The sequence below is a fragment of the Bradyrhizobium sp. B117 genome, from assembly GCF_038969555.1.
Classification (GTDB): Bacteria; Pseudomonadota; Alphaproteobacteria; order Rhizobiales; family Xanthobacteraceae; genus Bradyrhizobium.
In genome coordinates this window covers 6145085-6158488 of record NZ_CP152414.1, presented here as the reverse complement: position 1 = coordinate 6158488, position 13404 = coordinate 6145085, and the positions used below count along the sequence as shown (strand labels likewise).

Sequence of the window (13404 nt, the reverse complement as noted above, 5' to 3'; positions counted from 1 at the left end):
GCCCAATGTGACATTCCAAGTGAGTTTGGGGGCCGAAGCGCGCCCTCCCATAGCCGCTTCCTGCGGCATCGTCACGTCGTTTCAAGGGCCAAAGATCGGACCTAAGGTACGCCAGCTCCGAGCGAATTCAGCGCTGGCAGGTGATTGCGACGTATTCGTCGCAATGCCCATGGGAGCATTTTGCGCCGGTTTTGGGGACAGAGCCGGTAATTTCATCGGGATCGACCCGGCGATAGCTCGATGCCTGGGCAAAATCCCGTGACTGGCAATAGGTCCGCGCGACCTGTGCGCCGCATTTGTCGCCCTTGGCCAGGCACTGGTCGATGCCGTAGCCGTCCGCCTGGTTGGCGATGATGAAGACGCGGGTCTCGGCGAAAGCGCCGGATGCCGCAAGGATGGAGGCAAAGGAAATGAGCGCAAATATCGATCGCATGAAAATACCGGGGCTTTTGGGAACCGCCAGCTTCTGAATAGTCTCAAAAGGTTAAGGATGACGAACCATCAAGGCGGCGAGGCCGCGCTTTGCGGAAATAAAGCGGCATTTTCGCGGCTCTCTTGACGCAGGGCCGCCTCATGGCCCATATGTTCCGCATGAACGGTCTCCTCGCCATTTGCGTCATTTGCCGCGAGATTACGAGCTAGCGATTCGCTGGCTGGAGCCGTCTTTTCTCAAACACATTGAGAGCCTTGGACGCCCGGCCAACAGCCGACGGGTATCCATATGGAATTGCGCCTTTACGATACGCTGACGAAGGAAAAGCGGCCGTTCGTGCCGCTCGATGCGAACAACGTCCGCATGTATGTCTGCGGACCGACCGTCTATGACTTCGCCCATATCGGCAATGCGCGGCCAGTGATCGTGTTCGACGTGCTGTTTCGGCTGCTGCGCCACATCTACGGCGAGGCGCACGTCAAATATGTCCGCAACATCACCGACGTCGACGACAAGATCAACGACCGCGCCGCGCGCGACTTTCCCGGCCTGCCGCTGAACGAGGCGATCCGCAAGGTCACCGAGCAGACCGGCGAGCAGTTTCACGCCGACGTCGATGCACTGGGTGCGCTCAGGCCGAGCGTCGAGCCGCGCGCGACCGAGCACATCGTCGAGATGCGCGAGATCATCGAACGGCTGATCAAGGGCGGCTTCGCCTATGCCGCAGAGGACCACGTGCTGTTCTCGCCGCAGGCGATGAACGCGGCCAATGCGGGCCTGCCGCGCTACGGCGCATTGTCCAACCGCTCGCTGGACGAGATGGTTGCCGGCGCCCGTGTCGACGTTGCGCCCTACAAGAAGGGCAATACCGACTTCGTGCTGTGGAAGCCGTCCAAGCCGGGCGAGCCGTCATGGCCGTCGCCGGCCGGCATCAAGGCCGAGGGCCGTCCTGGCTGGCACATCGAGTGCTCGGCGATGGCCTGGAAGCATCTCGGCGAGCACTTCGACATCCACGGCGGCGGCATCGATCTCGTGTTTCCGCATCACGAGAACGAGGTCGCGCAGACCTGCTGCGCCTTCCACCAGGAGCGCATGGCGAACTACTGGATGCACAACGGCTTCCTTCAGGTCGAGAGCGAGAAGATGTCGAAGAGCCTCGGCAACTTCATCACCATCCACGAGCTGCTCCAGGACTGGCCGGGCGAGGTGCTGCGCCTGAACATGCTGAAGACGCATTACCGCTCGCCGATCGACTGGACCATGAAGTCGCTGGAGGAGAGCGCCAGGACGCTCGACGACTGGTATCGGGTCGCGGCCGACGTTGCGCCCGGCAGGCCGGCGGCATCCGTCGTCGAGCCGCTGCTCGACGACCTCAACACGCCGCTCGCGATTGCGGCGCTGCACGGCTTGCGCGGCGATGCGGCTGCGTTGTCGGGTTCGTTGCGCTTGCTTGGCTTCCTTTCCGAGAGCGCTGCGCAATGGGAAGGGCGCAAGCAGCAGGCGAGCGGCGTCGATGCCGCGGAGGTCGAGCGCCTGATCGCGGAGCGGACGGCGGCGCGTGGTCGGAAGGACTTCAAAGAGTCCGACCGCATCCGCGATCTGCTTGCGGCGATGGGCGTTGCGATCAAGGACTCCAAGGACGGCACGACCTGGGAGATCGCGCGATGAAACGGCCCGACACGCCGTTCCCGCGGCACTGGCTCTATTACATCGCGCTAAAAATCCTGCTGCTCGGCGCCGCCGTGGCGATCGCGCTGAAACTCTATGGGATGTGGTGACGACGATGGGACAGAGTTTGCCAAAGCCCGGCCTGCGGCCGTTCCTGCCGGATGACGTGCCGGTGCTCGCCGCGATCTTCACCGCCAGCATCGAGGAGCTGACCGGCGACGACTATAGCGAGGCGCAGCAGCAGGCCTGGATGGAGGCCGCGGAGGACGAGGAGTTCGGCAAGCAGCTCGCCTCCGACCTGACGCTGATCGCGACGCTGGAAGGCTCGCCCGTCGGGTTTGCCTCGTTGCGCGGCACCGATCACATCCGCATGCTCTATGTGCATCCGGCAGTTAGCGGGCAGGGCATCGCGACCATGCTGGTCGACGCGCTGGAGAAGCTCGCCGGCGGCCGCGGCGCAACGGCGCTGACCGTCGATGCCAGCGACACCGCCCAGAACTTCTTCGCCAAGCGCGGCTATACTGCCCAGCGGCGCAACAGCGTCACCGTCAATGACGAGTGGCTGGCCAACACCACCATGAAGAAGACGCTCGGAGCACCGCAATGAGCAGGGAGCGCCTCTATCTCTTCGACACCACGCTGCGCGACGGCGCGCAGACCAACGGCGTCGATTTCACGCTGACCGACAAGCAGATCATTGCGGCCATGCTCGATGATCTCGGCATCGACTATGTCGAGGGCGGTTATCCCGGCGCCAATCCGCTCGACAGCGAATTCTTCGCGACGAGGCCCAAGCTTAATCATGCGCGCTTCACCGCCTTCGGCATGACGCGGCGGGCAGGGCGCTCGGTCTCCAACGATCCCGGCGTTGCCGGGCTGCTCGAGGCGAAAGCCGATGCGATCTGCTTCGTGGCAAAGTCGTCGGCCTACCAGGTGCGCGTCGCGCTGGAGACGACGAAGGAGGAAAACCTCGCCTCGATCCGCGACAGCGTCGCGGCGGCGAAGGCCGCGGGCCGCGAGGTCATGCTCGACTGCGAGCATTTCTTCGACGGCTACAAGGAAGACGCCACTTTCGCGCTCGCCTGCGCCAAGGCCGCTTATGAGGCCGGTGCGCGCTGGGTGGTGCTGTGCGACACCAATGGCGGCACCATGCCGAACGAGGTCGAGGCCATCGTCACCGAGGTGACGAAGCACATCCCCGGCGACCATGTCGGCATCCACGCCCATAACGACACCGAGCAGGCGGTGGCGAATTCGCTCGCCGCGGTGCGCGCCGGCGCGCGGCAGATCCAGGGCACCCTCAACGGCCTCGGCGAGCGCTGCGGCAACGCCAATCTCTGCTCGCTGATCCCGACGCTGAAATTGAAGAAGGAGTTTTCCGACGCCTTCGAGATCGGCGTCACCGCAGAGAAGCTTGCGACGCTCGTCAAAGTCTCGCGCACGCTCGACGACATGCTCAACCGCGTGCCGAATCGGCATGCTCCTTACGTCGGCGAGAGCGCCTTCGTCACCAAGACCGGCATCCATGCCTCCGCGGTGCTGAAGGATCCGCAGACCTACGAGCACGTCTTGCCCGAAACGGTCGGCAACCACCGCAAGGTGCTGGTGTCGGACCAGGCCGGCCGCTCCAACGTCATCGCCGAGCTCGACCGTGCCGGCATCGCTTACGAGAAGAGCGATCCGAAGCTGACGCGGCTGGTCGAGGAGTTGAAAGAGCGGGAGGCACAGGGCTACGCCTATGAATCCGCCAACGCCTCGTTCGATCTCCTGGCCCGCCGCACGCTCGGCAAGGTGCCGCATTATTTCGAGGTCGAGCAGTTCGACGTCAATGTCGAGCAGCGCTACAATTCGCATGGCGAGCGCGTCACCGTGGCACTCGCGGTGGTGAAGGTCGACGTCGCCGGTGAGCGCCTGATCTCGGCGGCCGAAGGCAACGGCCCCGTCAACGCGCTCGACGTCGCGCTGCGCAAGGATCTCGGCAAGTACCAGAGATACATCGAGGGCCTGAAGCTGATCGACTACCGCGTGCGTATCCTCAATGGCGGCACCGGCGCGGTCACGCGCGTGCTGATCGAGAGCGAGGACGAGAACGGCGACCGCTGGACCACGGTCGGGGTGTCCCCGAACATCATCGACGCCTCGTTCCAGGCGCTGATGGATTCGGTGATCTACAAGCTCGTGAAATCGGGCGCGCCGGCGTAGGGCTAAGGCGGCGCCACAAGCACCGTCATTGCGAGCGAAGCGAAGCAATCCAGAGTCTTTCCGCCGAAGCAGTCTGGATTGCTTCGTCGCTTCGCTCCTCGCAATGACGAGGAGGAGAGGGCAGGGGCATGATCGACCACATCTCCGTCGGCGTCAGCGATCTCGATCGCTCCGCGACATTCTACGAGGCGGCACTCGGCGCCCTCGGCCTCGCGCGTCTCGTGACGCGGCCGCGGACGGTCGGCTTCGGCAAGGCCTATCCGGAGTTCTGGATCAATTTGCGCGAGGGCATGCCGCGCGTACCGGCCGAGAGCGGTGTGCACATCTCCCTGCGGGCGAAGACCACGGCCGAGATCGATGCGTTTCATGCCGCCGCGGTGTCCGCCGGTGGTGTCTCCGACGGCGCGCCAGGCCTGCGGCCACACGATCGTGTGCGCTATTACGCAGCCTTTGTCCTCGATCCCGATGGTAACCGGATCGAGGCGGTGACGTTTCCGAGCGAGTAGCTCTTACAGCCTGCGCGCGACTTCCGGGGCGAGCTGCTTTTCCGCCTCGGCGATCTGGGCTGCCGCCGCCTTCAGCTTCGGCAGGATCTCTTCGACGCGATCGGCCTTGAGGATGTCGACCGAAAGGCCGGCGCGGATGAACTCGGTCTGGCGCATATGCGACAGCAGCGAGAACAGCGGCTCCCAGAAATTGTCGATATTGGCGAGCAGCACCGGCTTGGCGTGACGGCCGAGCTGCTTCCAGGTCAGTTGCTCGACCAGCTCTTCCAGCGTGCCGACGCCGCCCGGCAGCGCCACGAAGGCGTCCGAGCGCTCGAACATCAGCCGCTTGCGCTCGTGCATGTCGGGGGTGACGATCATCTCCTGCACGCGCGTCAGCGCGTTCTCGCGCTTGCGGAGGAATTCGGGAATGATGCCAGTGACCGTGCCGCCGTGGTCGAGCACGGAGGTCGCGACCGAGCCCATCAGGCCGAGCGATCCGCCGCCATAGACGAGGCGGATGTTGTTCTCGGCGAGGGCCTTGCCGAACGCCTTGGCGCCTTCGGTGAAGCGGGGATTGGTTCCGGGGCCGGAGCCGCAATAGACACAGACGGTTTGAATGGTGCTCATTGGTGTCATGATGCATTGCAGCGAAGGGGCGTCAAGCCCAATCGGTGATTCGACCTGACCGGGAATCTACCGGTAAATGGCGACAAACAATCGAAGATTCGCCATCTGGCGGGGTGCGCTGGCATCTGGAAGGCTCTATATGACGGGCGAAAACCGTTAATCGCAGCGACGTCCGCATCCGGCGGGCTTTCAGGCTTCTTGATGGACCAACCTCAATCGTTCGACGGCGCCGACGTTCCTGAACCTGCCGGCGGAGCGCCGGCCGGGGCCACCTTGATGGGCACGCTGGCGCATCTGTGGCCCTATATCTGGCCGGGCGACCGCTTCGACCTGAAGATGCGCGTGGTCTGGTCGATGGTGCTGCTGCTCGCGGCCAAGCTGATCACGCTGGCGGTGCCGTTCAGCTTCAAATGGGCGACCGACGCGCTGACCGGCGCCAACACCGCGCCGGTCGCGGCCGACAATTGGCATCTCTGGGTGATCGCCTCGCCGCTGCTGCTCACCGCGAGCTACGGCGCCATGCGCATCCTGATGGCGGTGCTGACACAGTGGCGCGACGGCATCTTCGCCCGCGTCGCCATGCATGCGGTGCGCAAGCTCGCCACCATGACCTTCGTCCACATGCACGAATTGTCGCTGCGCTTTCACCTGGAGCGCAAGACCGGCGGCCTGACGCGCGTGCTCGAGCGCGGCCGCGAGGGCATCGAGGTGATCGTGCGCATGGTGATCCTGCAGCTGATCCCGACCATCGTCGAGGTCTCGCTGCTGATGGCGGTGCTGCTCTGGCAGTTCGACTGGCGCTACGTGGTCGCAACCCTGATCACGGTCACGGTCTACATGTACTATACTTACATCGCGACCGAGTGGCGGATCGGCATCCGCCGCAAGATGAACGATTCCGACACCGAGGCGAACACCAAGGCAATCGACTCGCTGCTCAACTACGAGACCGTGAAGTATTTCAGCGCCGAGATGCGCGAGGCGCAGCGCTACGACAAGTCGGTCGCGCGCTACGAGGAGGCGAGCGTCCACACCTATACTTCGCTCGCCGTGCTCAACACCGGCCAGGCCGTGATCTTCACGCTGGGATTGACCGCGACCATGCTGATGTGCGCGATCGGCGTGCGCAACGGCACCAACACGGTCGGCGATTTCGTGCTGGTCAATGCCATGATGATCCAGCTTTACCAGCCGCTGAATTTCATGGGCATGGTCTATCGCGAGATCAAGCAGGCGATCATCGACATCGAGAAGATGTTCGGCGTGCTCGGCCGCGAAGCCGAGATCAAGGACGTGCCGGGCGCGGCGCCGCTAAACGTGTCCGCCGGCACGGTCCGCTTCGAGGACGTGCGCTTTGCCTATGAGCCGACGCGGCCGATCCTCAAAGGCATCAGCTTCGAGGTGCCGGCCGGCAAGACGGTTGCGATCGTCGGTCCCTCCGGCGCGGGCAAGTCGACGATCTCGCGCCTCTTGTTCCGCCTGTACGACGTCTCGGGCGGCAAGATCATGATCGACGGCCAGGACATCCGCGAGGTCACGCAGGCCAGCTTGCGCGCCTCGATCGGCATGGTGCCGCAGGACACCGTGCTGTTCAACGACACCATCCGCTACAACATCCGCTACGGCCGCTGGGACGCCAGCGACGCCGACGTCGAGGAGGCGGCACGCCTCGCGCAGATCGACCATTTCATCCGCATGGCGCCGCTGGGCTACGAGACCCAGGTCGGCGAGCGTGGCCTGAAACTGTCCGGCGGCGAGAAGCAGCGTGTCGCGATCGCGCGCACCGTCTTGAAGGCGCCGCCGATCCTGGTGCTGGACGAAGCGACCTCGGCCCTCGACACCCATACCGAGCACGAGATTCAGGGCGCGCTCGACCGTGTCGCCAAGAACCGTACCTCGCTGGTGATCGCGCACCGGCTCTCGACCATCGTCGGTGCCGACGAGATCATCGTGCTGGACCAGGGCCGCATCGCCGAACGCGGCACCCACGCCAAGCTGCTGGCGCAGGGCGGGCTCTATGCCAGCATGTGGAACAGGCAGCGCGAGGCCGAGGCCGCACGTGAGAAACTGGCCCAGATGGCCGACTCTAGCGAGGCGCCCAACCGGGAGCCGCCGCCGGTCGAGGACGCCCTCGCGGCGCCGGCGGCCGCGGAGTGACCTTGTCTCCGGTCCCAACTCTGGCCTAAACAAGCCCGCGCAACGACCCGTGCCATTAACCTCGAGCGGCAAATAGCGATGTCCATTCTCGATTCGATCCAGCGTCAGATCCCGCCGATCCATAAGGAGGGCTATCCCTTCATCGGCGGCTTTGCGCTGGCAAGCCTGATCCTGTTCTGGCTGTGGTCGCCGCTGGGCTGGATCGGCACGATCCTGACCGTGTGGTGCGCGCTGTTCTTCCGCGACCCCGTCCGCGTGACGCCGGTGCGCGAGGGGCTCGTGGTGTCGCCGGCCGACGGCCGCGTCTCGATGATCACCATGGCGCTGCCGCCGGCCGAGCTCGGGCTCGGCGACCGGCCGCTGCCGCGCATCTCGGTGTTCATGAGCGTGTTCAACTGCCACGTGAACCGCAGCCCGATCGCGGGCAGGGTGGACCGCATTGCCTACCGGCCCGGCCTGTTCATCAATGCCGAGCTCGACAAGGCGAGCGAGGACAACGAGCGCAATTCGCTCGTCATCTCGACGCCGACGGCGCGGATCGGCGTGATCCAGATCGCAGGCCTCGTCGCCAAGCGCATCGTCTGCTTCGTCAAGGAAGGTCAGGCGATCGGCGCCGGCGAGCGTTTTGGCCTGATCCGCTTCGGCTCGCGGCTCGACGTCTATCTGCCTGTTGGCACCAAGGCACTGGTGTCGGAAGGCCAGACCGCGATCGCGGGCGAGACCATTTTGGCCGACCTTACCGGCGACGACCCGAGCCGCGCTTTCCGCGCCAATTAACCAATAACCAGTCCAAAAGGGGCCTTTCGCCGCGATGGCGGAGGGGGATGCGGCTTGCTATATCTCGCCTTGAGGTGAGGACAGCCATGACGCCCTATGATTTGAGAGATCCCGATGTACGCCGCCGGCGGTTCCGCCCGATCCCGGTGCGCATGCTGGTGCCCAACGTCATCACGCTGCTGGCGATCTGCGCCGGCCTGACCTCGATTCGTCTGTCGATCGAAGGACGGATGTCGCTCGCGGTCTACGCCATCGTGTTCGCGGCCGCGCTCGACGGCATCGACGGCCGCGTTGCGCGCATTCTCAAGGGCCAGTCGAAATTCGGCGCCGAGCTCGACAGCCTCGCCGACTTCGTCAATTTCGGCGTCGCGCCGGGCCTGATGCTGTATTTCTGGCAGCTCCACGAGCTCGGCAATGCCGGCTGGATCGCCGCGATGGTGTTCGCGATCTCCGGCGGCCTGCGGCTTGCGCGCTTCAACGCCACCATGGACGATCCGAACAAGCCGGCCTTCGCCGCCAATTTCTTCACCGGCGTGCCGGCGCCGGCCGGCGCGATCACGGTATTGCTGCCGATCTATGTCGCGTTCCTCGATCTCGGCCGCATCCCAGCGGCGGTGACGGCGGCCTACACGCTGCTGATCGCCTTCCTGATGGTGTCGCGCCTGCCGGTATTCTCCGGCAAGACCAAGCGGATGCGCGTGCCGCCCGAACTGGTGCTGCCGGCCTTCGTCGCGGTGATCGTCTTCATCGCGATCCTGATCGCCTATCCCTGGCACGTGCTCTCGATCGGGACGGTGCTGTACCTGCTCTGCCTGCCGCTCGGCTACAAATCCTACCGCGACCAGGCGCGGGCAACGGAAGCCGCTGCGCCCGCGGGCGGCGAGGTGCCGTCGCCGCCGTCGGCGCCGACGCTGGCAAATCTGTCGGAACCGCCGCACGACGACGACCGGCCCGGCCGGCTGCACTGAGCGATCAGGCGCGGATATCTGCCATGAGGACGTCCCGATTGGGTTGACGCCCGATCTCGGCTATATCGCCCAGTGCCGGCGGCACCGCGGCAACAGCGGCCGCCAATCTGGGAGAGAACGCCGTGACTGATACCGCGACCGGGCCGCTGCCCGCTTCCGTCCTCGAAGCGCTGGGCCGCTATGACACGCCGACGATCTGCAATGCCATGGAGATCGTGGCGCCCGAGCGCCGCCTGATCGGCTACACCACCAAGCAACTGGTCTGCCCGTTCCCCGACCTGCCGCCGATCGTCGGCTACGCCCGCACGGTCGCGATCCGCTCGGTGCTGAAGTCGTCGTTGCCTCCGGAAGAGCAGTCGAAGCGCCGCATCGAATATTACGAATATGTCGGCACCGGCCACGGTCCGCGCATCTCCGTGATCCAGGACATCGACGGCCCCGACGTCGGCTACGGCGCTTTCTGGGGCGAGGTGCAGAGCAACGTGCACAAGGCGCTCGGCTGTCTCGGCGTCATCACCGACGGCTCGATCCGCGACATCCCGCAATGGGCCCCCGGTTTCCAGGCGCTGGCCGGCTCGATCGGCCCGTCGCATGCCTGGGTGCATGCCGAAAGCTTTGGCGGCGAAGTGCGTGTCGCTGGAATGACGGTGAAGTCGGATGACCTCATCCACGCCGACCAGCATGGCGCGATCGTGATCCCGCTCGACGTCGCCGCAAAGCTGCCGGAGGCCGCCGAGCTCTGCGGCCGCCGCGAGACGCCGATCCTGGAGATCGCGCGCAGCCCCGACTTCTCGCTGGAGAAGCTCAAGGCCGCGCTGAAGCGCTCGGCGGAGATTCACTGAGCGGGCGCCGGAGCAGCCTATGGCCGCGACGCCGGCCGCGGGCTGCCTTGCTCCGTCAGGAACAGGGCGGCCTGATCCGGCTCGCCGAACACGGCGGCGGCGCATCCGACCAAAGTGAAGCCGCCCGCCAGATCCCACAGCGTGATCTCATCCGTGCTGTCGGGACTGTGGAGCAAGCGCGCCGCGACCACGGCGAAGGCGGCCTCGACGAAGAGCAGCGCGCTGAACGCCGGAAGAACGAGCTCCGGCGCGAGCAGATGAAACGCCAGCACCGCGGGAAGCGCGGTGAGAAGACTGAACACCGTCAGCATTGCAAATCGCTCCCGTGATGGAGCAGGCCGCCCGGCTGCAGAATACTGCATGGTCTCTCGCCGCGGATGTGGCGCGGGGCCGCAGTCGCCGGCCGGCGCGCTACGAAGACCACCCGGGCTCATGAAGTTCGGATTCAGCTTCGCGATAGAAGCGACTGAAGTCTCGGCAGTTCCTTACGATCCCGACCTGGGTTCTGGACTGAATTGTCCGAACCGCGGCTCTGTCCCTGCGAGCAGCCGTTGAATGTTGGCGCGGTGGCGGACGATCACGTAGATGCCGCCTGCAATCACGAGCAACCGATAGGGCAAAGGCTGCTCCAGGCTGCAGACGAGGGCGATCGCAGTCAGCGCGGCCACGATCGAGCTCAGTGACACAATGCGAGAAGCAGCCAACACAATGCCAAAGGCGATTGCAGCCCCCAAACCGACTAGCCAGGACATCGCCAGCAGGACACCGAGCCCGGTCGCAGCGGATTTGCCGCCCGTGAAGTTCAGCCAGATCGAAAGGCTGTGCCCCAACAGCGCGGCAAGTCCAGCGAGGCACACGGCCCAGGCGATCCAGGTTTCCAGATCGAGCGCGGTCGGCGGCGTGACAGACGGCAATGTGGAGAGCCAACGATAAAACCAGCGAGCGAAGACGATCGCCGCGGCGCCCTTCAGCACATCGACAAAAAGCACGACCAGGGCAGGCCATTTCCCGAGGGTGCGCAACACGTTTGTCGCGCCGGTGGATCTGGAGCCGTGCTCGCGAATGTCTATGCCTCTAAGCAGCTTCCCCGCCAGGTAGCCCGTAGGCAGAGAACCGAAGAGGTAGGCGATCGCCAATCCAATCGCACCCGCTATCCAGAAACCCATCAGATTCACCTCGGCGCTTTGTATCAGGCAATCGGTCACGGCGCGTTATCAAGCCCATGCCTCGACGCCGGCGACATTATCATCTGCCGCGCAATCATGGTTAGCGAAGCGTTGAGATTCATGTCGGCTGCAGGCAAAGCGGGCGTCTATCAGCACGCTGTAGCGGTCGGGCGGGCCGGCTCAACTTAACCTTTACGTGGCTTTAAGGGCGGCGCTCTAGGGTTTCCGATGCGGTTCGGGGTTGGGCCGCCATCGGCCAGGACGGCCGTTGTTGCGGACGCGTTGGAGTCTCCCATGGATATCATGACGGGCGTTGGGCTCACGGCCGGCATCATCGTCATCACTGCGATGATCTTCATGGGCGGCGACCTCCACATGTTCATCTCCGAACATGCGATGATCATCATCTTCGGCGGCTCGATCTCCGCCACCATGATCCGCTTTCCGCTCTCAGCGCTGCTGCATGGCCTTCCGCTCGGCGCCAAGTTCGCCTTCACCATGAGCCGGCTGTCGGCCCACGACCTCGTCGACGAGCTCGCCCGCATCGCCGAGATCGCCCGCAAGCAGGGCCCGGTCGGCCTCGAAAAGGTCGAGACCGACGAGCCGTTCCTGGCCAAGGGCATCCGCTACGTCGCCGACGGCTACGACCTCGACTTCATCCGCGACAATCTCGAGCGCGACCGCGACAACTTCCTGATGCACCTCGACGAGGGCAGCAAGATCTACCGCGCCATCGGCGACTGCGCCCCGGCCTTCGGCATGATCGGCACCCTGATCGGCATGGTGCAGATGTTCGCCAACATGACCGACCCTTCCAAGCTCGGCCCGTTCATGGCGACCGCGCTGCTTGCCACGCTCTACGGCGCGCTGGTCGCCAACCTGTTCTGTCTGCCGATCGCCGACAAGCTGCACGGCAAGCTGCTGGATGAAGAGACCAACCGCACGCTGATCATCGACGGCATCCTGATGATCCGTGATTCCAAGAGCCCGACGCTCGTGCGCGAAATGCTGCTTGCCTATCTGCCGGAGAAGCATCGTCACGCCGAAGGCGAGCCGGTGCCGGCGTAACGCCCGCCGGGATTTTGCGAGATGGCCAAGAAGAAGCGCGGCGATGCTCACGGCGGCGGTCACGGCTGGTTCGTGACCTTCGCCGACCTGATGGGCCTGATGATGAGCTTCTTCGTGATGCTCGTCGCGTTCTCGACGCAGGACGCCAACAAGCTGAAGATCGTCGCCGGCTCCATGCGCGATGCCTTCGGCGTGCAGAGCGAAGCGCGCTACGCCGGCATCGTCGAATCCGATGGCCTGCCGACGCGTCCGCGCCTGAAGAACGTCGATCACATCCAGCCCGAGGATGCCTCCAACACGCCGACGCCTGATCAGGAGGACCGCGACAAGACCTCCGGTGCCAAGATCAAGGTCGACCGCAATTTTGCGCTCGCCGCGGCCTCGCTGCGTCAGGCTTTGCAGGACATGCCGGAACTGACCGAGATGTCCAAGCACATCATGTTCGAGGAGACCAAGCAGGGTCTTAACCTCGAGATCGTCGACCAGGACGGCCGCTCGATGTTCGCCGATGGCTCCAAGGTGCCGTACGACCGCACCCGCCGCCTGATCGAGAAGCTCGCGGTCCCGCTGAAGGCGACGCCGCTCCGTGTCTCCATTGCCGGCCACACCGCGGCCGGGTTCGTGCCGACCCGCAGCGACTACGGCGCGTTCGACCTCTCGGCCGATCGCGCCAACGCGGTGCGTCAGATCCTCGAACGCGAGGGCCTGCCGCCGTCCCACATCTTCGCCGTCTCCGGCAAGGCGGACACCCAGCCGCTGTTTCCGGACGATCCCTCGCTCGCGGCCAACCGACGGGTGACCATCACCCTGATGCGCGAAGATCCGCCGCTGCCGCCGAATCTGAAGCCGTAACCCCCTTGCGCTACCATCCTACCTGAGGCATCTCGTCGCGCAGGCGATGGCGTGGCCGCGCCGTCACAGCATCCGCGGCTGCGCCTGCTATGTTGTGCCAATTGACAGGCGCGCAGGAAGCGTCAAAAGGCGCCGGATCAATTCAAGGGAAGAAGC

The 13404-nt window shown here is 64.9% G+C and carries 14 protein-coding genes; 10 read left to right on the top strand and 4 right to left on the bottom strand.

From position 1 onward, the window contains the following. Nucleotides 1–127: 127 nt before the first annotated feature. Nucleotides 128–433 (bottom strand): hypothetical protein, encoded by a 306-nt coding sequence (locus AAFG16_RS30135; RefSeq protein ID WP_342731110.1) that lies wholly within the window; start codon nucleotides 431–433, stop codon nucleotides 128–130. A 288-nt stretch (nucleotides 434–721) separates the two neighbouring features. On the opposite strand from AAFG16_RS30135, the gene cysS reads away from it, so the two are divergent. The 4 genes from cysS (at nucleotide 722) to AAFG16_RS30115 (ending at nucleotide 4809) form a co-directional block, all read left to right on the top strand. Further along, a complete protein-coding gene (gene cysS, locus AAFG16_RS30130) occupies nucleotides 722–2101 on the top strand; it encodes a cysteine--tRNA ligase (protein ID WP_342731108.1) in 1380 nt (459 codons plus the stop codon). Nucleotides 2102–2216: 115 nt separating this feature from the next. Further along, on the top strand, nucleotides 2217–2708 hold the full coding sequence (locus AAFG16_RS30125; protein ID WP_342731106.1) for a GNAT family N-acetyltransferase: 492 nt from the start codon (nucleotides 2217–2219) through the stop codon (nucleotides 2706–2708). After that, nucleotides 2705–4303 (top strand): citramalate synthase, encoded by a 1599-nt coding sequence (gene cimA / locus AAFG16_RS30120; RefSeq protein WP_342731104.1) that lies wholly within the window; start codon nucleotides 2705–2707, stop codon nucleotides 4301–4303. The genes AAFG16_RS30125 and cimA overlap by 4 nt, the downstream gene beginning before the upstream one ends. 128 nt (nucleotides 4304–4431) lie before the next feature. After that, the gene (locus AAFG16_RS30115; RefSeq protein ID WP_342731102.1) at nucleotides 4432–4809 is read left to right on the top strand and encodes a VOC family protein; all 378 of its coding nucleotides are present in this window, start codon (nucleotides 4432–4434) and stop codon (nucleotides 4807–4809) included. A 3-nt stretch (nucleotides 4810–4812) separates the two neighbouring features. Here AAFG16_RS30115 and AAFG16_RS30110 read toward each other — a convergent pair whose 3' ends face one another. Continuing rightward, nucleotides 4813–5418, bottom strand: a complete 606-nt coding sequence (locus AAFG16_RS30110; protein ID WP_342731100.1) for a TIGR00730 family Rossman fold protein — start codon at nucleotides 5416–5418, stop codon at nucleotides 4813–4815. A gap of 201 nt (nucleotides 5419–5619) precedes the next feature. Between AAFG16_RS30110 and AAFG16_RS30105 the strand changes: the two genes are divergently transcribed. The 4 genes from AAFG16_RS30105 to AAFG16_RS30090 all read left to right on the top strand — a co-directional run bounded on the left by AAFG16_RS30105 (nucleotide 5620) and on the right by AAFG16_RS30090 (nucleotide 10162). Then, nucleotides 5620–7575 carry an ABC transporter ATP-binding protein/permease gene (locus AAFG16_RS30105; protein WP_342731098.1) on the top strand — a complete coding sequence of 652 codons (1956 nt, stop codon included), beginning with the start codon at nucleotides 5620–5622 and terminating at the stop codon, nucleotides 7573–7575. Nucleotides 7576–7653: 78 nt separating this feature from the next. Continuing rightward, the gene (locus tag AAFG16_RS30100) at nucleotides 7654–8352 is read left to right on the top strand and encodes a phosphatidylserine decarboxylase (RefSeq protein ID WP_283080118.1); all 699 of its coding nucleotides are present in this window, start codon (nucleotides 7654–7656) and stop codon (nucleotides 8350–8352) included. 86 nt (nucleotides 8353–8438) lie between these two features. After that, nucleotides 8439–9320, top strand: coding sequence for a phosphatidylcholine/phosphatidylserine synthase (locus tag AAFG16_RS30095; RefSeq protein WP_283080117.1), 882 nt, complete (start codon nucleotides 8439–8441; stop codon nucleotides 9318–9320). A gap of 122 nt (nucleotides 9321–9442) precedes the next feature. Further along, nucleotides 9443–10162, top strand: coding sequence for an RraA family protein (locus AAFG16_RS30090; RefSeq protein ID WP_283080116.1), 720 nt, complete (start codon nucleotides 9443–9445; stop codon nucleotides 10160–10162). A 17-nt stretch (nucleotides 10163–10179) separates the two neighbouring features. Here the strand turns inward: AAFG16_RS30090 and AAFG16_RS30085 are convergent, their stop codons facing one another. Next, complete coding sequence (locus AAFG16_RS30085; RefSeq protein WP_283080115.1) at nucleotides 10180–10473, bottom strand: hypothetical protein; 294 nt, start codon at nucleotides 10471–10473, stop codon at nucleotides 10180–10182. Between the two features lie 174 nt (nucleotides 10474–10647). Then, entirely contained in the window at nucleotides 10648–11328 is a 681-nt protein-coding gene (plsY, locus tag AAFG16_RS30080; protein WP_342740997.1) for a glycerol-3-phosphate 1-O-acyltransferase PlsY, read from the bottom strand. 294 nt (nucleotides 11329–11622) lie between these two features. On the opposite strand from plsY, the gene AAFG16_RS30075 reads away from it, so the two are divergent. Together AAFG16_RS30075 and AAFG16_RS30070 are read left to right on the top strand one after the other, a co-directional pair. Then, nucleotides 11623–12396, top strand: coding sequence for a MotA/TolQ/ExbB proton channel family protein (locus AAFG16_RS30075; RefSeq protein ID WP_018645542.1), 774 nt, complete (start codon nucleotides 11623–11625; stop codon nucleotides 12394–12396). A gap of 21 nt (nucleotides 12397–12417) precedes the next feature. Then, nucleotides 12418–13248 (top strand): flagellar motor protein MotB, encoded by an 831-nt coding sequence (locus AAFG16_RS30070; RefSeq protein WP_283080114.1) that lies wholly within the window; start codon nucleotides 12418–12420, stop codon nucleotides 13246–13248. The last annotated feature ends 156 nt before the right edge of the window (nucleotides 13249–13404 follow it).